This is a genomic window from Paenibacillus chartarius, assembly GCF_042432825.1.
GTDB lineage: Bacteria > Bacillota > Bacilli > Paenibacillales > NBRC-103111 > Gordoniibacillus > Gordoniibacillus chartarius.
Genome location: NZ_JBHLWN010000091.1, coordinates 11619 through 31003 on the forward strand (window position 1 = coordinate 11619; position 19385 = coordinate 31003).

Here is a 19385-nt window from a genome sequence, read left to right on the forward strand (position 1 = left end):
CAATTATCGTCTATTGCAAAGCTTATAGGAGTGTAATGCCTTTGTAAAGTGCATGCTGCCGATGCCTGCAGGTTTCCCATATCCATCCAAAATAATAGCCTGTGCAGCGGCGAATGATCTCACCGTTACACAGGCCTTGCTCCACGATGGTCAACCGAGATTCCAGGCGGAATGAATCTTCGGCACGTCGTTAATAAGCTGTATTGTATACGAATGCTGCGGGTTCAAAATAATCCGCTCCGCATCGCCGCTCTCGACGACCCGGCCTTTTTCCATAATGAGCAGCGTATCGCTCACATAATAGGCGAGCCCGACATCGTGCGTGATGAAAATAATCGTCATCTTGTTCTCGTCGCGAAGCTTCAACAGCATGTCAAGAATCGTCGAGCGGGAGCAGGCATCCACCATCGAAGTTGGCTCGTCGGCGATCAGCACCTTCGGCCGCAGCATGAAGATGCGCGCGATCATGAGCCGCTGCATTTGCCCGCCGGACAGCTCGAACGGATATTTGTTGTACAGCTCCTCATATTTTAGGTTAACGAACGAGCATGCTTCCTTCATCTTCCGCACCTGCATCTCCGGCGACAGCTGCAGTCCCTGAAGCTTGATGCAATCGGTCAGCAGCTTCTCCACCCGATGAAACAAGTTGAACGAAGCGAACGGATCCTGGAAAATCGCCTGGATATCTTTCCAATACGCTCTCCGGTCGGCATACCGGTTCAGCCGTCTCGGCTTCCCCTTGTATTCGATCGTGCCGGACGTTTGCTTCAGCAGCCCCATCAGCATCTTTGCCAGCGTCGTCTTGCCGCTGCCGCTTTCCCCGACGATGGACACGATCTCCCCTTCATGGAAGTCGAAGCTGACATCGCTGATAGCCGTCGTCTTGTTTGGGCCATAGCCGAACACTTTCGTCAGCTGCCTGCCGCTGAGCAGCACTTCACGCTCCTTCATTCTTATACCACTCCTTCAACATGTCGACGGCAAAATGGCACCGGTATACGCGTCCGTCCAACATTTGATTCTCCACCTTCCCTTGTCTGCAGACGTCCCGCGCGTATTCGCAGCGGTCCGCGAACCGGCACCCGCTCGGCACCTGTTTCAGATTCGGCGGGGCTCCGGGTATGGCGGCCAGCTTATGCCCCTTCATTCCTTCTTCCGGAACGATAATGGAGCCCATCAGCTTCTTCGTATACGGATGCAGCGGGTCGAAAATCATTTGCTGCGCCGTCCCGCGCTCGACCACTTCGCCGGCGTACATGACCATAATGTCGTCCGTTACGTGATACAGCAGCGGCAGCTCATGGGTGATGAAGACGAGCGACCGGATAAATTTCTGCTTCAGCAGCTCCTTCAGCAGCTTAATGACGGCCTTCTGCGACGTCACGTCAAGCGCGGAGGTCGGTTCGTCGGCAATGAGCACCTTCGGATTGAGAATGGTCGAGATCGCAATAACGGTCCGCTGCTTCATGCCGCCGGACAGCTCGTTCGGGTACGAATGCAGCACCTTCGCCGATAAATTCAGCGTTTCGAACCGCTGCGCCGCCAGCTCGTATACTTGCTGCTTGCCGAGCTCGGGCCGGTGCTCCTTCATGATGTCTTCGATGAATCGGATAATTTTGAGCGTCGGATTAAGCGCGTTCATCGCCGCCTGCGGAATGTACGCGATCTCCCGGCCCGATACTTGCGTGCGCAGCTGCTCCTTGCTCAGCTTCATAATATCCGTACCGTCAACCTTGATGGAGCCGCCGCCGTAGTGGAGCGGTGGAAAATAGAAGCCCATGAGGCTCAGCGCCAGCGTCGATTTGCCGCAGCCCGATTCGCCGGCGATGCCGAGCGTCTTCCCATCCTCCAGAGCGAAGCTCACGCCGTCGACGGCATGGACCTTCTCCTTCAGACGAGTGCGGTAATACGTCTTCAGGTCGTTCACTTCCAGGATGTTTCGGCTCATCGTCATTAGCTCCTTATCTTCGGATTGAAGATTTCGTCCATCCCCGTGTTCATCATGTACAGCGAGAACGTGATGATCGCGATGGCGAAGGCGGCCGGAATGAACGCCCACCACGCGCCGGCTACGGGAGCTTCGAACACCAGTGCCCAATTCATGAGAATACCGAGCGAAATCGTATTGTATGGCCCCAGTCCGAGCATGGAAATCGAAGCCTCGGCGAGTATGCCGGACGCCATTTGCAGCACGAACGCCATAACGACGTAGGAAGCGATGTAGGGCAAAATTTCAAACAGGATGATTCGCGGCGTGCTGTGCCCCGATATTTTCGCAATGTTCACATGATCCCGGTTCCTCAGCGACGTCGTCTGCGCTCTTACCGCTCTGGCCGTCCACGGCCAGCTCGTTATGCCGATGACGATCGCGGTTACCAGCGAGCTGCGCGAGTCGATGCTCACCGAGATGAGAATCAAGATAATGAACGACGGAATAACGATGAATATATTCGTAATCGCCGTCAGGAGGTTATCCGCCAGCCCGCCGATATACCCCGACGCAAGCCCGATGACGAGTCCGATACACGTAGCGATAAGACCGGCGATCAGACCGACCTGTACCGAAGTGCGGATGCCGTACATCAGCTCCAGGAAAATATCTCTGCCGAAGTTGTCCGAGCCGAGCAGCAGCTCGCCGCCCGGAGGCTGAAACGCCAGCGCCATCATCTCCAGCGGATCGCGCGTGTTGATAAGCGGATAGATGAGAACAAGCGCCATCATCAGCAGAAGCGTTATCGAACCGATCATAAACTTGGGAGACTTCAGCAAAATTTGGACGGAATGGTTCATTTTATTGCTCCTCCATCTGCGCAGCTTTAATTCGAGGATCAACGAAGCCGTACACGATCTCGATAATAAAGTTGGCCAGAAGAACGGTAATGGCGATCAGCAGCGTGCAGCCGGAGATGAGCGGGTAATCCAGCTGGCGGATGGCGGTGAACAGCCAGGTGCCGATACCCGGATAGCTGAACACGATTTCGCAGATGAGCGAGCCGCCGACCATCGTCCCGATCGACAGCGCCAGACCGGTAATCTGCGGCAGCATCGCGTTCTTGAACACGTAGCGGGCCACCCGCGAATCCCGAATGCCGAGCAGCTTGCTGTACAGCACGTAATCCGCATTCAGCTCGTAAATTGACATCTCGCGCATGCCGATCGCCTGGCCCCCGATCGTGACGAGAACGATGGACAAGAACGGCAGAGTATGATGGCGGATGACCGAAGCGATGAAGTCCCAGCTCAGATTGGGCATCATCTGGTAATCGTAGCCGCCGGAGATCGGGAACCAGTGTAAGGTCAGCCCGAAGACGAACAGCATAATAATCGCCAAGGTGAAGAACGGGATCGAGTTGATGAACAGCGCTACCGGGAAAATGACTTTATCGAGCACGCCCTTGCGGTATGCCGCCACCGCACCGAGGACGTTGCCGACGATCCAGCCGACCAGAATCGCCGGCAGCTGCAGCGCCACCGTCCACGGAACGGCGGAAGCCAAAATGTCGGTCACCTTCTTCGGATACAGGCCGAACGACGTGCCGAGATTGCCGGTAGCCAAATTTTTCAAGTATATAAGAAACTGGACGCCCAGCGGCTTGTCGATGCCGAATTCTTTCATGAATGTTTCGTATACCCGCTTGATCGTGTCGCTGTCGGTCATCCCCTGCGTCATCTGGGAGGCGATCACGCTGACCGGGTTGCCCTGAATCAGCCTCGGCAGCAGGAAGTTAAGGCCGATGGCCACGAGAAGCGTGAGGAAGTACCAGGCGAATTTCCTGACAAAATATTTCGTATAAGCATTCAAACTCCCACACCTCCTTAATCCGTATTGGGTGAAGAGGAGGCTGATCAAGGGCAGCCGCGGGCGGTTCCTTGACAAGCCCCTTCCCTTGCGTCAAATTCGCCGGTATCAGTTATGAATTTGATACAGCGCCTTCACGCCGGCTCCATCCATAGCGATCTGCGGAGGAATATTGCTGCCGTCTCCTTCGACCGGGAACCCTTTCCATACGGTTTCGTTGACGGTGTGGAATACCCATGGACGATACATGAGCGGAATGGACGGAATGTCCGTCAGCCACATTTTGGTCAGCTCGGTGTACAACGCCTTCAGCTCGGCTTCATCCGATACGGTCGGAATTTGGTCGATAATCTGGTCGGCTCTTTCGTTCTTGTAGCGGCCCCAGTTCCAGAACGCCATCTCGCCGATCGCAGGAACGCCCTTCGAATACATGATCGCTCTTGCGCGGCTCCAAGGCTGGCTCGGGCTGACCGACCCGGCCGGCGTGTTCATGATGATGTCGAACTTGCCGGTCTGCAAGTCGTTCGTCCATACCGGCGCTTCCGGGAACTTCGTGCGAATCTCTACGCCGATCGCCTTGGCGCTTTGGGCGACGATTTCAAGCGCGGCGTTCCAGTCCGACCAGCCGTACGGGCATTCGATCTCCCAAGGTCCGAGTCTCGTGCCGTTCAGCACCCGGATGCCGTCGGAGCCTTTCTTCGCCCCGATCTTATCCAGCAGCGCGTTGGCGGCGGCCACGTCGGTCGTCCACTGCAAAGACTTGATGGCGTCTTGATCGACGTATTTGGATTCGGCAGGCGTATTGAGCGTGAGCGAAGGCTGCATGGCGGCGGAATAACCGCTCATCGCCAGATCGGAAATTTTCTTGTAATCGATAGCCATAGCTATCGCCCTTCTGACATCGGCGTTGTCGAGCCCCTTCTTGGACAGGTTGAAGAAGATGGACGGCATCGAGCCCGGGACATAGTACGGCGCTTCCTTCAAGTACGTCTTGATCGGCGCTCCGTTCTTCCACATGTTCCATACTTGCGGCGTGAACTGCTGCGATACGTCGGCCTGCCCGTTCTTGAACGCAAGGTCTCCCGCCGCATTGTCCTTATACACGACGTGCGTGATATATTTAGGTGCCGGCAGTTTGCCGAACAGCGATTTTCCCCAGTAATTGTCGTCGCGGATGACCGTGATTTTCTGGTCGTTGTAGAAATACATTTTGTAAGGACCGGTGCCGACCGGATTCGCATGGATTTCCTTGCGGATTGTCGCCAGGTCGTTGTTCGCCTTCTTCTCGAGCTCTTCCCAAATATGCTTCGGCAGCATCGGGATGAGCTCAATGCTCTCCAGCACCGTCAATTTGTTCGGATTCGACTTGTTCAGCTTGATGTTCACCGCATTCGCTCCGTCTGCGACGACATCTTCGATGTAAGTCCAGTAGGAGCTCCAGTTGATTTCATATTTCTGGGCCAGCTTGTACGTGTAGACGACATCGTCAGCCGTAAACGGCTTTCCGTCGCTCCACTTCGCGTCTTTATTGAGCTCGATCCGGAGCGTCATATTGTCGGTCCAGGCATATTTCGTGCCGAGCAGCGGCTCCAGCTTGCCGTCCAGCTGATTGATCATAAACAGCGTTTCGTAGATGAGCTCGCGGGAGTTCCCGTAGTTAATCGGAAAGCCGGGATTGCCGCTGATCAGGTTAAAGTTGGTCGGGGCTCCCCATTGCAAGCCGGTGATGTAGAGCGTCTCGTTTCTCGGCGTCTCCATCGCATTGCCGCCCGTATTGGCGGCCGGCTCCTGCTTGGCGGGTTCTTGCTTAGCCGGCTCTTGCTTGGCCGGTGACGAGGTCGACGGCGGAGGTGTGGTCTGGCAGCCTGCCAGCAGGGCGACGACCGATGCGATCGCCAAAACTTTCGTGCTTCCTCTACTCAAGATTTTCATGGCGTACAATCCTCCTCTAATCATGTAACCGCTTACTTCAATCATAGAGGAATCCCCCCGGCCTGAATATCCGAGAGGATTACGATTATATCCATAAGTTTCATCCAACTTTACGAATGATTCCTATCGCGGAATTCCGTTGGGGATAAGCCGAAGTGCTTCTTGAACAGGTTGGAAAAATATTTATATTCCTTATAGCCTACGGAATGGGCGACCGTTGCGACCAGCTCCGGCGTCTCTGCTAGCAGCTTCTTCGCTTTGCCCAGCCGCACCTCGTTCACATATTCATGAAACGTCCTGCCTGTCTCCTGCTTGAAGATCGAGCTGAAATAATTCGGCGTCACCTTCAGCATCTCGGCAATATCGCAAGACTTCAGCTCCTCGGCATAATGCACGTCGATGTAGGCCCGGACCCTGGCTATCAGCCACCGATGGCGGCCGGAATGGGCCTGCTTCAGCAGCTCGGCTGTTCGGGAAAGCGCTCTTAAGAACAGATGCTCCATGGCTGCAAGGGAATCGTAAACGGTCAAATCGGCCGTCTTCAGCTTCGGCAGTTGCCCGCACAGCTTCTTGAGGCCGGACATGTCCCGCAGCCTTCGTTCCAGCATCGTATACATTTCGCTGCATACCTCGTACGCGTCGACGACGGAGCAGCGATGAGCTCGAAAATGCGCAAACAACTCCTCCGCCGCTTGCCGGACCTCCTGCTCCCGGTGCTGGAACAACGCTTCCAGGAGCCGCTGCTCCAGCTCTTTCGGATAGTCCTCAGGTCTCGGCTCCGTATCCATCGCTCTTTCCCGCGCGGACAATGTCTGCAGCAGCCGGTCCGCCGCGTGCTTCAGCTCCGGCAGCGTATACGCCCCCCCGGCTTCGAACCAGCTCAGCTGGATGTCCGGCCGCAGCCGCTCCGCCGCGCGATCCATCAGGCTCCGCAGCTGCTCCGGTACGACAGACAGATCTCCTCCGGCGCCGGTGACGACGGTTAAGAGCCGGTTCGGCTGCAGAAACAGCGATACAGCCGGTTGTCCTGCCTGCCGGAACACATCGTCCAGCGTCAGCTTCCACCTGTGCCGGATCGCGTTCGGACCGCCCACTGCATGCGATTCCTCGAACCGGTAATAGTCCGGAATATAGCTGAGAACGATCCGGCACGACGTGCCTGTCCCCGCCTCATCGAATGATTTTGCGGCGTCCTTGACTTCGGTATGCTCGACTAACTCACCGGCAAGATACCGGTAAACGGCCTCCAGCTTGCGCTCCGTCTGCGTTTGCAGCTCCTCGTTGCGTTCGGCGATAAGCCTGCGGAGCAGCCCGATCAGCTCGTCAGCATCGACCGGCTTCAGCAAGTAATCTTTAACGCCGAATTGCAAAGCTTTCTTCACATAGGCGAACTCTTCATACCCGCTGAGCATGACGATCTTGCCGGCAAACCGTCTGGACGACAGCCGCTCGGCAAGCTCCAGTCCGTCCATCCGGGGCATCCGTACGTCGGTGACAATCACATCGGCCCCGTTCTGTTCCATCATCTGCAGCGCCTGCTCCCCGTCATACGCTTCGCCGACGACCTCGGCCCCCATCTCCGTCCAAGGAATCGTCAGCCTCAGTCCCGCACATATTCTCGGTTCGTCATCCACGATCAGCACTTTGGCTCTCATCTGGAACCCCCAACCTTCCCGTATACGATTGGATTGCCGCTTCCGAACGCAGCAGCGGCATGGTGATTCGAACGCAGTTGGATTCTCCGGGGATGCTGTGAAAGCTGAGACCGCAGCCTTCGCCGAAGAGCAGGCTGAGCCTTCCCTGAATATTGCACAAGGCGAACCCGCCGTCGGACGAGCCCGCTGCATAATGCTGCATCTGCTCCGGCCGGAAACCTCTTCCCGTATCCTCCACATCGATATGCAGGCACATCCGCTCGGACGAACAACGGATGCGGATGAATCCCGTTCCCGTCCAATCCGGAAAGCCATGGATGATGCTGTTCTCCACCAACGGCTGAATAAGCTTCTTCGGCACCAAAACATCTTGCAGCGATTCGTCGTCCGTTATCTCGTACAGCAGGTTAAAGCGGACGCGGCTCTTCTGCAGAATGAGATAATTTCGCGCATAATCGAGCTCCTGCCGGAGCGGGATGTACGTCTTCCCCTGGCTGAGACTGATTCTGAAAAATTTGGACAACGCCACGATCAAGGTGCTCGTTTCGAAGGCGTTCTCGATGCGGGCCGTCCAGTGGATCGTGTCCAGCGTATTGTATAGAAAATGCGGATCGATCTGATTTTGCAGCGCCTTGAATTCGGCTTCCTTGTGCTGCAGCTCCAGCTTGTATTTCGTATCGATCAGCCGCTGGATCGTACGTACCATTTTATTGAACCGGAGGCTTAGCCGTCCGATCTCGTCATGGCTCAGTACGGGCGCCTGCGTATCGAAATTCCCCTGCTCCACCCGGATCGTCGACTCCGTCAAGGCGATAATCGGGCGCATGATGAACCAATAAAACCCGGCGAACGCCACGATGCCCATCATAACGGAGAAAATGATCATGCCCTTCATCGCCGTTCGAATGCTGTCCAAATGACTTATAATTTCAGCTTCATCGATACGGGCTACGACGTACCAGCTCGTATGCGGAATACTGCGGGCGATGATAACCGAGCCATCGGCTTCGTTCGCATATGAAATCAACTGTGTGCCCCTGCTCATGTCCTTCAGCAGCTGCGGCTCCGCCACGACGTCTCCGATCCGTGCATGGTCTTGATGCAGCATCATATGCCCTTTGTCATCGACCATGAACACGGAGCCGGCGGTTTGGGCAAAGCCTTTGGAATGAATCAGCTCCAACAGCGCTTGCTCGTTGAGGCGGATCCGGACGAAGCCGATCGTTTCGTTAATTTCGTTAATGTCCTTGATTTGACGAAATAAGGAGATTACATATTGCTGGTCGCCGGTCCATAAATTCGTCACCGCGTACGGCATGCTCCAAACGAAATTCCCCTGCGCCTGCATCGCGCTTCGCACCCAATCGCTTTCGTCGCCTTGAACCTGCTCCCCAATGAGAAGCGGCGCATTGCCCCTGCTCCCTTCCAGCTGAATAGAGTGAATATACCCCTTCGAGGTCATCTGGAACGCGCTGAAGGCGTGAATGCTGTCCTGCAAGCGGAGATAGTCTTCCTGCCGCGCTGCGTCGTCGTCGTACGTAAAATAGCTGCGGAATTGAATATCGTAAATCATGTAAGAGGAGATGCTTTGCACGTGGTCCGCCATCGAAGCGACATTCTGCGAGATGCTGTCCAGCACTTTTGCGGCAGATTCGACAGCTTGGCTGCGTAGTATGTGATTGGATTGATATAGGACATAGGAGCCGAAGATGGAGGTTGGCAATGTCAGCACAAGTGTAAAAATAATAAACGATTTCCATTTCAGACTGAGATCTTTGAAACGATACGCTATGTTCATCGGTTGAAGACCCTTCCGATCATCGCCTGATCGTATTGTTCCTTCCTGATGGCGTCGAGCTGCGCTTGCAGCGCAGCGGCCACCTGAATCGGCGTCAAGCGTGTATCCGTCGTCATCTCGAACAAAGATTGGTTGACGAGGTCGGTAAGCTTCGTAGGCAGTACCGCATCGTATACCGGGGATATCGTCCTGGCATGGACCAGCTCGCTCATTTGTTTAAAAAGCGGCGTCACATCGGGCGGAACGTCGATGCTTGCCGGAACGAGCGTTTCGACCTGCAGCAGCTTCCGGTAGGTCGTTTCGTTATGAATCGACTGCAGCAGCATGATCGCCGCGGATCGCTTCTCCTCCGTCAAGTTGGCATTCAGAGCGATGCCCTGTCCCGTTACTCCGGAGATCTTGTCCATATCGCCCCGCCCGCCGCCGTCCCCTTCGCCGACTGCCGGGAATACGGCGAGTCCGAAGCTCTTGTCCTTCGGGTAACGCTCCGATATTTGGGGTAAGGCCCACGAACCGGATATGACCATGGCGCTTTCCCCTTGTACGAATCTATTGAGCTGCCCGGTATCGTCCAGTTTGTTCTTATCGTCGTTGAACGCATTCATCCGGTTTAACTCGTCGATGACTTGGATAGCGCTTACAAAATCAGGATCCGTAAATTTTCGTTTCCCTGACAAGACATCGGCAAGATAATCGTCCCCCGTAAATCGGCTGGCGATGGTGGACAAATACGACGATTGCAGCACCCATTTCCCTCTATTGCCCAAGGCGATCGGCACGATCCCCGCGTTCTTGATATCGCCGATCAGCCGTCTGAATTGATCGTAGGTTGCCGGAAATTGGTCGTAACCGAGCCTATGCAGCAGCTCCCGGTCATAATAGATGATGCTGGTGTAATTCGCAACGACCGGTATTGCATACTGCTTCCCGCCTACTTTGTAATCGTCCATGCTGCGCTCCGGGATCAGCTTGGCGCGGTACGCCTCCGCGATATCGTCGATCGGCTGCAGCGTCTGCCCCTCGACGAGCGGCTGAAGCTCCGCACCGGGCCAGACGACAAGCATATCGGGAAGCTCGCGGCCTGCTGCGGCGGCCTTTACTTTAATTTTGTATTCGTCGTGGGGAATCGCGGCTATTGAAATGCGGATGCCGGGATTTTGCCGTTCAAAGCTCCGAATCGTATCGATGATCGTTTTCTCCCACGCGCTGTTGTTTACCCACGTGCTCCATAGCCGAAGCTCTATCGCCGGCGGCGGCTCCCCTGGGGCGGACGCAGCGATGCCCGGCTCCTCCCTTACGCGAATCGAATCGACAATTCCCAGTAAAGCCAACGTGAACAATAGCGGGATGCTGATGAAAACGCCTTGAGCCAAATGTTTCGCCATGATGCCCCCACCCCTTCTCCGGTTGTGAAGCTGCCGCCGTTTCGAAGTGCCCTGTATCGATTTGTCTTCCGTTCCTGCAATGGTTATCCTATTATACATTTCCAAAATATCCCCGGGCAACCGTAATATACTTATCGGACAAGTTAAAGAGTCCTGCAGTTACAAGCCCCGTAAATCCTTGGTATAATAGTCCTCATAGATACTAGTGTATGAGAAAGGGGAACGTATCATGAATCGTGAACGAGGTTTGCAGGAGCTGGAACGGACGCGTATCGTCGTCATCGTCCGCGGCGTGGAGCCGGAATACATGGAGGGTCTTGCCGAAGCGTTGTATGCCGGGGGCATCCGTGTTATGGAGGTTACGCTCAACTCCCCCCGCGCTTTGGAGGCGATTACGATGCTTCGTGAGAAGCTGGGCGAGCGGATGTATATCGGCGCCGGCACCGTAATCGATGTGGAGGATGCGGAGAAAGCAGTGGATGCGGGGGCGTCGTTCCTCGTTACGCCGAATATGGAGGAGGACGTCATCCGGTTCGCCGTGTCGCGCGAAGTACCGATCTTCCCGGGGGCGATGACACCTACAGAAGTAGTCAAAGCCTGGAAGGCGGGGGCCTCGGCGGTGAAGCTGTTTCCGAGCGGCAGCTTGGGTTTAGGCTATATCAAGGAGCTGCAAGGTCCGCTCCCGCACATCCCGATGATCGCCGTCGGCGGTGTGAAGGAAGACAACATCCGCCAGTACATGGACATCGGCTGCTATGCGGTCGGCATCGGCGGCTCGCTCGTGCAGCCGGAACGCATTCGCGCAGGTCACCTTGACGAGATTACGGACAAGACGCGGCGTTTGCTGGCTGCGGCGCACGGTTAGGGCGGGGCGAGGCGTACCGCTAGGGCGAGGCGCGAGCCGGCGCTTGGGCGCGATGTGTTCCCGACGGGCGGTGTGCGGTGCGTTTCCGGCCGTTGGAGTGCCGAGCATTTCCGGCTGTTGGAGGGCTGTGCGTTTCTGGCGGGCGGAGTGCTGTGCATTTCTAGCAGGCGGAGGGCTGTGCATTTCTAGCAGGCGGAGGGCTGTGCGTTTCTGGCGGGCGGAGTGCGGTCTGTTCCCCTTTTTGCAGCAAATCAATGTGCGATTCTCCAGGAGCGCCCTCTACATGCCGAGAGATGAGAAATCCGTTAAAAAATTTATTAATCATTGACATCGATCCGCTTGGAACGTGGTCGATTTATATGAAAATTCGTTCAAATCCATAGCGATCCACTTAAAATGGGCCGGCAAATTACCGGTAACGAGCATTTGACCGAACAACAACAAACCAGCTTTCCCGCCGAAGCGGTAAGCTGGTCCCCTCTCTTATGTCAACAGCTCGCCTGAATCCGGTACACGCATTTGCTGCCGCCCTTGGCCAAGCATTCCGTCCGGTCCACCTCCGCCTGCAGCAGCTGACGGAACAGATCGAGCTCGCAGGCGCACGCCTGCTGATACGGGCCGGCCACTTGCGCGATCGGGCAATTGTGCTCGCACAGCTCGTATTGTCCCGGTGCGGTCTCCTGCAGCCGGACCATATAGCCGCCAGCGTTCTGAATATCGGCGAGCTCCTTCACCCGCTCCGGCAGCGATTTGCCGCGCATCCGTTCTTCATACCGCTGATAAAGCTTCGACTGCCGCTTCTCGAACAGGCGGCTCACGTCCTCCTCGTCGAGCTCCTCCAGCAGATCCAGCGCCAAGTGCTGATATTTCTTCGGAAACAGCTCATCGGCCGCCGCCGTCAGCGAGTACACATTCATGGGGCGCCCCATCGGCCTGCGAACGAGCCGCGGTTGAACGAGCCCGTCCCGCTCCATCACATGCATATGCCTGCGCACCGCCATCTCCGTAACCCCAAGCTCCTCCGCCAGGTCGGCGACGCTGCGCTCGCCATGCGTCTTGATCGACGTCAAAATGACGCTGCGTGTGGATTGTTCCGTTTCGTGCTCCATGAAGTCACCCGCTCTCTGTGTCTGATGCACTCATTGTACCTTATTCGCGGGCTTTCGTAAATTAGCAAACAAATATGTATGGAAAGTTTAGCCGCCCAGCTCTTTGTCCATAAACGTCTTCAGCTCGCTTACCACATCCGGCAGCAGCGCCGGCAGACGCTTTGTCAGCTCATGCAGGCCGCCGAGCTCGAGCGATACGTAATCTTGAACGAGCGGACGGCGCAGCTTGACGAGCTCGAGCAGAAGCCCGGCCGTTTCCTGCTTGAAGGCTCCTTCTCCGCGAAGAATGTCGATAATGTCCTCATAAGAGCTCGCATCCCGCAAAATAAACGCGTCGATCAGCAGCGAGCCGATATCCGTTACGCATTCGATCGCCAAATGCAGCGCCCGCTCCTGGGCCATGGCCAGGATAGCGTCGTCTTCCTTCCACTGCCGCGCAAGCTCGGCGCTGGCAGCCGCCAGCTTACCCATATAAGCGAATCTCGAATCGATCTGTTCCCGATTGATGAAATACATACCGTTATCTCCGTTTCCGTTTCTTCCACTTAGTCCAAACCAACATGCCAATAAAAGTCACAACGACAAGCACCAGCAATAAAAATACCTGCGAAATATATTCGTACTCCAGCTTCATTCGTGCACTCCATTCCTAATGATCAGCATGAGTCCCGTATCCGGGGAACCTCGCTTAGACGGACATTCTCTTCCACCAGGCAAGCAAAGCCCAGCGCCGCTGCTGTTTGCGGCTGTAGCCGGGCAGCGAGCGGTACAGGTCGCCGACCTCCCGGTATGCCGCCTTCGCATCCTCTTTGCGTCCCATCGCCTCATACAGCCGGCCAAGCCGGTAATAAGCTTCGCAGGACGACGAATGCAGCTGGCGGAATTCTCCCAGCAGACGCACAGCCTCTTCCGGATCGGCGGCCGCGACCGCTTCCGCCAGTCGCAAGTAGGGCTCGCCGTAACGCACTCTCGGATTCAGCTCCAGCGCCTTCTCCATGAGCCTTCGTCCCTGCTCCAGCTCACCGAGCTTCAGCTTGCACAGACCGAGCTCAAAATGAACGTCCGCGGACTGATCCATTATCGGCAGCACCTCGGTCAGCAGCCGCTCCGCTTCCGCATACCGCTTCTTCTCGATCCATATCCGGGCAAGCTCGATCTTCGAGGAGGTGTCGTGAGGACTTGCCCGCAGATGCCGGTGCAGCTGCTTCATCTTGCGGCCGAGACGCAGCGGCCTGGTCAAGCTCGGCGACAGACCGACAAAACGGCGGTCCAGAACATATACGATGACGAGCAGCACGAGCAGCGCAACGAACGGATTACCCAAGATGTACGTCAGAAATACGAACAGCAATATTTTACTCAACGCATGCAAGCTCCTCTCCCGAAACTGCGTTCACACGTTCTCCTTATTTTACCTGATTGAATGGCCGAAAGTACAGAACCGCGTTAGACTTTCCGGCTTCCGCCCGGTATAATCGAAGTAAATTGTACAAGATGGGGTCGTTCTAGCCATGACGGACAGCAAGCGCAGCAAGTGGGAAAAAATGAAAGCTATGGGCCGCAACCGGTACGTGCTCGTGTACGGGCTTCTGTTGTGGGGCGTCGTACTAACGATTGTGACATCAGTTCTTCAAGTGCTCTTATCCATGAATGTACAGGATGCCGAACCGCTGACGGTTACGTTCATCGCCGCAAGGTTTACGGTATTCGCCGTTTTCGGATTTTTCATTGCCAGCGCCCGTTGGTTGAGTATGGAGCGAAAGTACGGAGATGTTCGGCAGTAACCGACGGCTACGGCGCTTAGCGCCAGCTGAAAAAAGCGATCCACGAACCGCGTCGGCGCGGCGGGGATCGCTTTATTTTTGCGGAATCGGCTAGTGGCGGGAGTGCTCCTTCAGCTCTCCCTCCGTCGTCAAGAAGGCAACCTCGTCAACGGTTGAATTGCGTCCGGGCTGCAAGTACGGCATGAGGGCATGCCGAACGTCCGGCTGAGCCAAGACCTCTTCGGTGAAATCCTCTCTGGAGCCGAGCCCAAGCTCGCCGCGTCCATTGTCGAACATCTCCGCCGTCAAATCCACGTAAGCCTTGTGAAGGTTATTCTCGAACCAGTCCAGCGCCACGCTCGTATCCAGGGCGTAGACGGTTTCCAGCTCCGGCCTGCCGTCGTTCCACTTGAATACCGTGCGCAGCGGTTCTTCCCGGCCGGTCAGCCATACATCGATATCAACAAATTTCTCGTCGTTCCGCTCCTTCATGTCGATGAATTTCGCTTCGCGAATCGAGCTCATGGCGATTCCTCCCAACGTCAGCTTGGTTGAGAGTATACCCTGTTCTCGTCATCATTATGAACGGGATCGAGCGGTTCATCGGCTTGCTGGTCCGAGCGGGTGATAAACAATTTGCGAAAATCGACCCACCCGTGCGCATTGACCGTCACGCCTTTGACCGATTCATGAAACGCCGTCTGATGCGAATTGCGCAGCACGAACAGAAAGGCTCGCTCCTCCTTCAGACGTTCCTCGATACGGCGCAGCATCGCTTTGCGCTCGCCCTCGTCCGCCAGCGTCTGCAGCAGCCGGACGTCCGCTTCGACCGCACGACGCAGCTTCCGACCCATATGCGCGGCAACATAAGACGTCCGCTGCAGAAAAATGCCCAGCATCGTGAACGCCAACCCTTCCAGAACGACGCCGTAGTAGATCATATCCGCTTCCGCGATCCGCTGCGGCTTCTGCATCTCCTCCCGGCTGAGCGTATGCGTTTCCACCTTGATGCCCGCAAGCGCGCAGCGCTCGGCAATCCAGCCGATGTCGTCCGGATCTTTGCGGTATGAATACAGCCTGAGCGGCTCGCCTTCGTAACCGATTTCATCCAGCAGCGCTTTCGCTTTCTCCACATTCGTCTCGTAAGGCTTCGTAACCGTCGTATCGTCTTCATAAGTCAGGAAGCTGTACGCCGGACCGAGACGGTTCCCGCCCAGCTCCCGGACGAGTCCGTCCCTGTCGATGAGCAAATCGACCGCTTCGCGGAATTTGGCGTGACGCTGCGGTCCCGGTGCATCAAGATTGAACGTGAGGAGCGTGCAGCCGGGAACTTCATCTTCCCTCTGCTTCCAGCCGGGATCTTGCGATAACCGGTCCATCGGCTCGAAGAAGCCTTTGGCATCGCACACGCTCCGGACAATTACCGGATTTTTGCGCCAGGACGGCATCGCTTCCGGCAGCACCCACAGCTCCACCTGATCGAGATAAGGCCGCTCGCCGTAATACCCGTCAAATGCCCGCAAGCGGCATAAATATTCGTCATGGCATTCGATACGGAACGGTCCTGTGCCGATCGGCATGCGCGTGAACAGCCCTCCGTGCTCCCGGCATATTTCTTCGGGGACAATGGACGTGCAAGTCTCCGCCAAATGCTGCAGGAACAAATGGTTCGTGCCGTTCAGCTCGATGCGTACGGTCGTGCGATTCAGCACAACAATGTCCTTCACGCCGCTAAAGAGCCATATGTGGGTCGACTGGGCAGCCGGGCTCATCAAGCGCTGCAGCGTGAATTTCACGTCGTAAGCCGTCATTTCCCGGCCATGGTGGAAGAGCACATGCTTGCGCAAATAGAACGTCCATTCCGTTCTGTCCTCGTTCGCTTCCCAGTAATGGGCGAGCCGGGGCTCAATCGATCTCGTCCTCGTATTGAAGCTGACGAGCGTATCGAACACATGATCAATGACATGCGCATCGTTCGAAAAGAAGGCATGAATCGGATCGAGCGTCTGGATCGGCCGAAACACCGGAAACCGCAGCGAATCGAGGCGCCGCTCCTCCTTCTCCTCCGCTTTATAGCCAAAATAGCTGAACAGCCATTCCACGAACGATTCCTTCAGCGGATAGCGGTCGCCATAACGGTTGATAAGCTCCATCGCCGATTTGAAGTCGCCCTTTTGGGCAAGCTCCACGGCTTGCCGGGAAATTAACTCCGCCGCCGGCACAAGAAAGGTCATGCTGGAAGCGTTGCCGCGGCCGCGCCCCGGCTCCCAGACGAGCCAAGCGAGCTCGGACATTTTCTTCAGCAGCAGCTTGACGTTGCGGGTCGTGCAGAACAGGACGGCGGCCAGTTCTTCCAGCGTCACTCTCTGCGGCTCGCCTTCGGCGGCGTGTACGTACGCCGTGCGCAGCTGTAAGTAATAGTTCGTCAATTGCACGGGGCCAGCCCCTCCTTGTCCTCGTCAAATTGTATCGCATAAAAGGGGAAATTGTTATAAGCAATTATACACTTTTTGTTCCCCTTAAACCATCTATAATGAGATCAACAGAGAGAAAATTTTCCATCTTGGAGGGGAGCTATATGAACATGCTGGACTATTATCATATGGAGAAAATGTATGAGTTCGCCAAGAGAGAGCGTTCGAAAGCGGCGAATGAATTTTGGAAGAGAGCGGCGGCGGAAAAGCTGGAAGAAAACGGCGCTCAGACCGGAGCTATAGCAGCGGGAACAAAAGAAGTGAACGTCAAGTAGAACTTGACGTTCACTTCTTTTGTGGCTCGCGCCGGCGAAGGCGGCCTCGGACCGCAAACTCGAGGAGAAGGGCCAAGCCGATACCTGCGGCATCAACGGCAACGTCGATCGCATGTCCCGTCCGGTTCGGAACGAACGATTGATGCCATTCGTCCGAGCCTGCATACAAGAGACTTATCGCTGCGGCGATAACGAAACGGTATCGTTGTATACCTGTTATGGAAGAACTGTATAATACGCGCAGCCATAACCAGGCGAGCACTGCATATTCGGCCAAATGGCCGCCCTTGCGAACGAAAAACTCGGCCATGTCGTACGGCCTCTTATACGTAACCGGCTGTCCCCCGTAGGAGAACTCAATCTGCGGCAACCATCGCGACAGCATCGCCGATTCGATCATCGCCGCCAGCTGCGGCCTCATATCTTGCTCGCTGTACGTCTGCGAGGATTTGTAGTAGATGAACGCCATCCATAGCAGCGCAGCTGCAAGCCACAGGATGATGGCGATTTTGCGATGTCGTTGTCGGTCTGACATGAAGTTCAGTCTTCCTCCGGCTCGTAACGATCTGTGATTGGCTTCTGCTTGCGCATACTGGCCAGCGCAAACAAATCGAAAGCGGCGACGTTTACGAAGGCGATTCCATAAAACGCATAGCCCAAATTACGCTGCAGCGTGTCTGGCGCCTGCCCTGACCACCATAGGGATGCACCGGCAAAAATGGCGGCGTTCAGCAGTGTCGACCATAAGAACGACCGCCCCAGCCGCTCCGTGCGGCGCATCATAACAATCCCCAACGCCATTGTGAGGATAAATCCGATTCCTACAAAGCTCCAATAAAGAATACTGCCTGACACGAATCTGTCACTCCGATCTGCTGCCTTTTCATTTTCTTAGGTTAGCATGATCGTCGGTGCGGCACAACTGCGGCAGCGGGGCCTATTCGAACGTTTTGCGAATTTTCGCCTGCACGTCGGCCGGATACCTATCCCATAGCAGATCCAGGTCGGACTCGAGCGTGTCGGTATTGACAAAATGCGCCAGTGCGGCACAGATACCGCCCATAAAGATGAGAAACGCACCAGTCAGAAGCACGAAAGCAGCCATAGCCATCGTTGATTTCCCCTTCCACCGTGTTATGCGTTGCAATTTTGACATTTGTTTGAAGCTTATGCGGGTTAGCGGGCCGGCATGACTTTGGTGGAAGGATGAATGCGGAAATGGGGGTGCGGTGTTGTGGAGTGTAGCTATTAATCGTAAGAGGGCATAAGGAGCTCGAATATACAGCTGTGGCTGGCGGAAAAGATCTATGGAGTTTTGTGGAGAGACAGCTTGCTTGCTGGATTATGTGCTGCGACCGATTGGATGTTGGTTGGCAGGTGGTGGGTGGCGGTTGGTGGCTGGCGGTTGGCCAACTACAAAGCCGCGACTTGCTCGCTGTTAGTTGTCGACTAAATAAATCCTGCAGACGGTATGCCGCCTGAGACATCCCTGCACAGTACTGCCTAACGTATATCGAGCCCTTTCGTGCCCTATTAATTAATCCGGCTTGCTGCCTCTCGGATGTTGGAATATAATGGGATATATAGGTCGTGAAGAACACGCCTCTCTTAACCTGCTTGATGCGGGTCAAAGGGAGGCGTGTTTCATTTTTAAGATGGAGGCACAAAAACATGGAACGAGAGTACCAACAGTGGCTCGACTTACATCGCAGAGCTCGAAAGGGTGAACGCTTGCGCCGTTTAGAGGAAGGGCATAACCATGCGGAGCAGCTGCTGGTCCGGCAGGTATGGTGGCCGGCTGTTCAAAGCTTTGAGCACCTGCATCCCGAATACGAGGTGGTTGATTTTCGAAACGGCAGTCGGTTCCTGGACTTTGCTTACGTACGGCCGATGTTCAAGCTGGACATCGAGGTCGAAGGCTATGGCCCGCACGCAAGAGATATCAGTCGACGGCAATTTTCAGATCAAGCAATGCGTCATAATCATCTCACCATTGATGGCTGGCGGATCATCAGGTTTACCTATGACGATATCACGGAGCGCCCCAGATTGTGCCAGCAGTTGTTGCAGCAGATGCTGTGGCGTTGGGTCGGTGAAGGCGAAAGTTTGGAGGAGGCTACGTTTATTGAACGTGAAGTGATTCGGTTCGCTATGCGCAGCAAGCTGCCGATCACGCCGAATGAAGTTTGCCGACACCTGGGGATGGAGGGCAAATACGTACGGAAGCTGCTGCAGGGACTTGTCCAAAAGCAGTGGATGCGGCCGGCTAGGGGTCTGTCAAGATCTTTGTGTAAACTCATTTAAAAAAGCTTTCTCCCCGAGGGGAGAAA

General features: G+C 55.6%; 20 protein-coding genes. 4 read left to right on the top strand and 16 right to left on the bottom strand.

The features are described from left to right. Positions 1-150: 150 nt before the first annotated feature. The 8 genes from ACFFK0_RS23500 to ACFFK0_RS23535 form a co-directional block, all read right to left on the bottom strand. On the bottom strand, positions 151-951 hold the full coding sequence (locus tag ACFFK0_RS23500) for an ABC transporter ATP-binding protein (RefSeq protein WP_377472811.1): 801 nt from the start codon (positions 949-951) through the stop codon (positions 151-153). After that, the gene (locus ACFFK0_RS23505) at positions 938-1948 is read right to left on the bottom strand and encodes an ABC transporter ATP-binding protein (protein ID WP_377472812.1); all 1011 of its coding nucleotides are present in this window, start codon (positions 1946-1948) and stop codon (positions 938-940) included. The genes ACFFK0_RS23500 and ACFFK0_RS23505 overlap by 14 nt, the downstream gene beginning before the upstream one ends. 5 nt (positions 1949-1953) lie before the next feature. Further along, positions 1954-2790, bottom strand: a complete 837-nt coding sequence (locus tag ACFFK0_RS23510) for an ABC transporter permease (RefSeq protein ID WP_377472813.1) — start codon at positions 2788-2790, stop codon at positions 1954-1956. Position 2791: 1 nt separating this feature from the next. Then, positions 2792-3802, bottom strand: a complete 1011-nt coding sequence (locus ACFFK0_RS23515) for an ABC transporter permease (protein WP_377472814.1) — start codon at positions 3800-3802, stop codon at positions 2792-2794. 105 nt (positions 3803-3907) lie between these two features. Further along, positions 3908-5731 (bottom strand): ABC transporter substrate-binding protein, encoded by a 1824-nt coding sequence (locus ACFFK0_RS23520; RefSeq protein WP_377472815.1) that lies wholly within the window; start codon positions 5729-5731, stop codon positions 3908-3910. A gap of 110 nt (positions 5732-5841) precedes the next feature. Next, positions 5842-7386 (bottom strand): response regulator, encoded by a 1545-nt coding sequence (locus ACFFK0_RS23525; RefSeq protein WP_377472816.1) that lies wholly within the window; start codon positions 7384-7386, stop codon positions 5842-5844. Next, complete coding sequence (locus tag ACFFK0_RS23530; protein WP_377472817.1) at positions 7358-9184, bottom strand: cache domain-containing sensor histidine kinase; 1827 nt, start codon at positions 9182-9184, stop codon at positions 7358-7360. The genes ACFFK0_RS23525 and ACFFK0_RS23530 overlap by 29 nt, the downstream gene beginning before the upstream one ends. Further along, positions 9181-10569, bottom strand: coding sequence for an extracellular solute-binding protein (locus tag ACFFK0_RS23535; RefSeq protein ID WP_377472818.1), 1389 nt, complete (start codon positions 10567-10569; stop codon positions 9181-9183). Before ACFFK0_RS23535 ends, ACFFK0_RS23530 begins: the two co-directional genes overlap by 4 nt. Positions 10570-10798: 229 nt before the next feature. On the opposite strand from ACFFK0_RS23535, the gene ACFFK0_RS23540 reads away from it, so the two are divergent. Then, complete coding sequence (locus ACFFK0_RS23540) at positions 10799-11434, top strand: bifunctional 4-hydroxy-2-oxoglutarate aldolase/2-dehydro-3-deoxy-phosphogluconate aldolase (protein ID WP_377472819.1); 636 nt, start codon at positions 10799-10801, stop codon at positions 11432-11434. A gap of 488 nt (positions 11435-11922) precedes the next feature. Here ACFFK0_RS23540 and ACFFK0_RS23545 read toward each other — a convergent pair whose 3' ends face one another. The 3 genes from ACFFK0_RS23545 to ACFFK0_RS23555 form a co-directional block, all read right to left on the bottom strand. Beyond that, positions 11923-12543 carry a helix-turn-helix transcriptional regulator gene (locus ACFFK0_RS23545; protein ID WP_377472820.1) on the bottom strand — a complete coding sequence of 207 codons (621 nt, stop codon included), beginning with the start codon at positions 12541-12543 and terminating at the stop codon, positions 11923-11925. Positions 12544-12630: 87 nt separating this feature from the next. Next, complete coding sequence (locus tag ACFFK0_RS23550; RefSeq protein WP_377472821.1) at positions 12631-13059, bottom strand: DUF86 domain-containing protein; 429 nt, start codon at positions 13057-13059, stop codon at positions 12631-12633. Positions 13060-13231: 172 nt separating this feature from the next. Beyond that, positions 13232-13906, bottom strand: a complete 675-nt coding sequence (locus ACFFK0_RS23555; RefSeq protein WP_377472822.1) for a tetratricopeptide repeat protein — start codon at positions 13904-13906, stop codon at positions 13232-13234. A 148-nt stretch (positions 13907-14054) separates the two neighbouring features. Here ACFFK0_RS23555 and ACFFK0_RS23560 point away from each other — a divergent pair, with 148 nt between their 5' ends. Further along, positions 14055-14327 (top strand): hypothetical protein, encoded by a 273-nt coding sequence (locus ACFFK0_RS23560; protein WP_377472823.1) that lies wholly within the window; start codon positions 14055-14057, stop codon positions 14325-14327. 90 nt (positions 14328-14417) lie between these two features. Here the strand turns inward: ACFFK0_RS23560 and ACFFK0_RS23565 are convergent, their stop codons facing one another. Both ACFFK0_RS23565 and ACFFK0_RS23570 read right to left on the bottom strand, forming a co-directional pair. Continuing rightward, on the bottom strand, positions 14418-14831 hold the full coding sequence (locus tag ACFFK0_RS23565; RefSeq protein ID WP_377472824.1) for a hypothetical protein: 414 nt from the start codon (positions 14829-14831) through the stop codon (positions 14418-14420). A gap of 17 nt (positions 14832-14848) precedes the next feature. Continuing rightward, positions 14849-16741, bottom strand: coding sequence for an ABC transporter substrate-binding protein (locus ACFFK0_RS23570; protein WP_377472825.1), 1893 nt, complete (start codon positions 16739-16741; stop codon positions 14849-14851). Between the two features lie 143 nt (positions 16742-16884). On the opposite strand from ACFFK0_RS23570, the gene ACFFK0_RS23575 reads away from it, so the two are divergent. Continuing rightward, a complete protein-coding gene (locus ACFFK0_RS23575; protein WP_377472827.1) occupies positions 16885-17055 on the top strand; it encodes a hypothetical protein in 171 nt (56 codons plus the stop codon). A gap of 10 nt (positions 17056-17065) precedes the next feature. Here ACFFK0_RS23575 and ACFFK0_RS23580 read toward each other — a convergent pair whose 3' ends face one another. The 3 genes from ACFFK0_RS23580 to ACFFK0_RS23590 all read right to left on the bottom strand — a co-directional run bounded on the left by ACFFK0_RS23580 (position 17066) and on the right by ACFFK0_RS23590 (position 18166). Further along, complete coding sequence (locus ACFFK0_RS23580) at positions 17066-17590, bottom strand: VanZ family protein (RefSeq protein ID WP_377472828.1); 525 nt, start codon at positions 17588-17590, stop codon at positions 17066-17068. Positions 17591-17595: 5 nt separating this feature from the next. After that, entirely contained in the window at positions 17596-17910 is a 315-nt protein-coding gene (locus ACFFK0_RS23585; RefSeq protein WP_377472830.1) for a hypothetical protein, read from the bottom strand. An 82-nt stretch (positions 17911-17992) separates the two neighbouring features. Beyond that, positions 17993-18166: a hypothetical protein gene (locus ACFFK0_RS23590; protein ID WP_377472831.1), complete on the bottom strand. Its 174-nt coding sequence runs from the start codon at positions 18164-18166 to the stop codon at positions 17993-17995. Between the two features lie 560 nt (positions 18167-18726). Between ACFFK0_RS23590 and ACFFK0_RS23595 the strand changes: the two genes are divergently transcribed. After that, positions 18727-19359 (top strand): putative endonuclease domain-containing protein, encoded by a 633-nt coding sequence (locus ACFFK0_RS23595; protein ID WP_377472832.1) that lies wholly within the window; start codon positions 18727-18729, stop codon positions 19357-19359. The last annotated feature ends 26 nt before the right edge of the window (positions 19360-19385 follow it).

What these genes read in the sequence shown, in the direction of transcription:
- ACFFK0_RS23505 (WP_377472812.1), bottom strand. Translation starts at nt 1,948, where the DNA reads ATGAGCCGAAACATCCTGGAAGTGAACGACCTGAAGACGTATTACCGC.
- ACFFK0_RS23525 (WP_377472816.1), bottom strand. Translation starts at nt 7,386, where the DNA reads ATGAGAGCCAAAGTGCTGATCGTGGATGACGAACCGAGAATATGTGCG.
- ACFFK0_RS23565 (WP_377472824.1), bottom strand. Translation starts at nt 14,831, where the DNA reads ATGAGCTCGATTCGCGAAGCGAAATTCATCGACATGAAGGAGCGGAAC.
- ACFFK0_RS23510 (WP_377472813.1), bottom strand. Translation starts at nt 2,790, where the DNA reads ATGAACCATTCCGTCCAAATTTTGCTGAAGTCTCCCAAGTTTATGATC.
- ACFFK0_RS23500 (WP_377472811.1), bottom strand. Translation starts at nt 951, where the DNA reads ATGAAGGAGCGTGAAGTGCTGCTCAGCGGCAGGCAGCTGACGAAAGTG.
- ACFFK0_RS23580 (WP_377472828.1), bottom strand. Translation starts at nt 17,590, where the DNA reads ATGTCAGACCGACAACGACATCGCAAAATCGCCATCATCCTGTGGCTT.
- ACFFK0_RS23590 (WP_377472831.1), bottom strand. Translation starts at nt 18,166, where the DNA reads ATGGCTATGGCTGCTTTCGTGCTTCTGACTGGTGCGTTTCTCATCTTT.
- ACFFK0_RS23560 (WP_377472823.1), top strand. Translation starts at nt 14,055, where the DNA reads ATGACGGACAGCAAGCGCAGCAAGTGGGAAAAAATGAAAGCTATGGGC.
- ACFFK0_RS23595 (WP_377472832.1), top strand. Translation starts at nt 18,727, where the DNA reads ATGGAACGAGAGTACCAACAGTGGCTCGACTTACATCGCAGAGCTCGA.
- ACFFK0_RS23530 (WP_377472817.1), bottom strand. Translation starts at nt 9,184, where the DNA reads ATGAACATAGCGTATCGTTTCAAAGATCTCAGTCTGAAATGGAAATCG.
- ACFFK0_RS23535 (WP_377472818.1), bottom strand. Translation starts at nt 10,569, where the DNA reads ATGGCGAAACATTTGGCTCAAGGCGTTTTCATCAGCATCCCGCTATTG.
- ACFFK0_RS23545 (WP_377472820.1), bottom strand. Translation starts at nt 12,543, where the DNA reads ATGGAGCACGAAACGGAACAATCCACACGCAGCGTCATTTTGACGTCG.
- ACFFK0_RS23520 (WP_377472815.1), bottom strand. Translation starts at nt 5,731, where the DNA reads ATGAAAATCTTGAGTAGAGGAAGCACGAAAGTTTTGGCGATCGCATCG.
- ACFFK0_RS23550 (WP_377472821.1), bottom strand. Translation starts at nt 13,059, where the DNA reads ATGTATTTCATCAATCGGGAACAGATCGATTCGAGATTCGCTTATATG.
- ACFFK0_RS23575 (WP_377472827.1), top strand. Translation starts at nt 16,885, where the DNA reads ATGAACATGCTGGACTATTATCATATGGAGAAAATGTATGAGTTCGCC.
- ACFFK0_RS23540 (WP_377472819.1), top strand. Translation starts at nt 10,799, where the DNA reads ATGAATCGTGAACGAGGTTTGCAGGAGCTGGAACGGACGCGTATCGTC.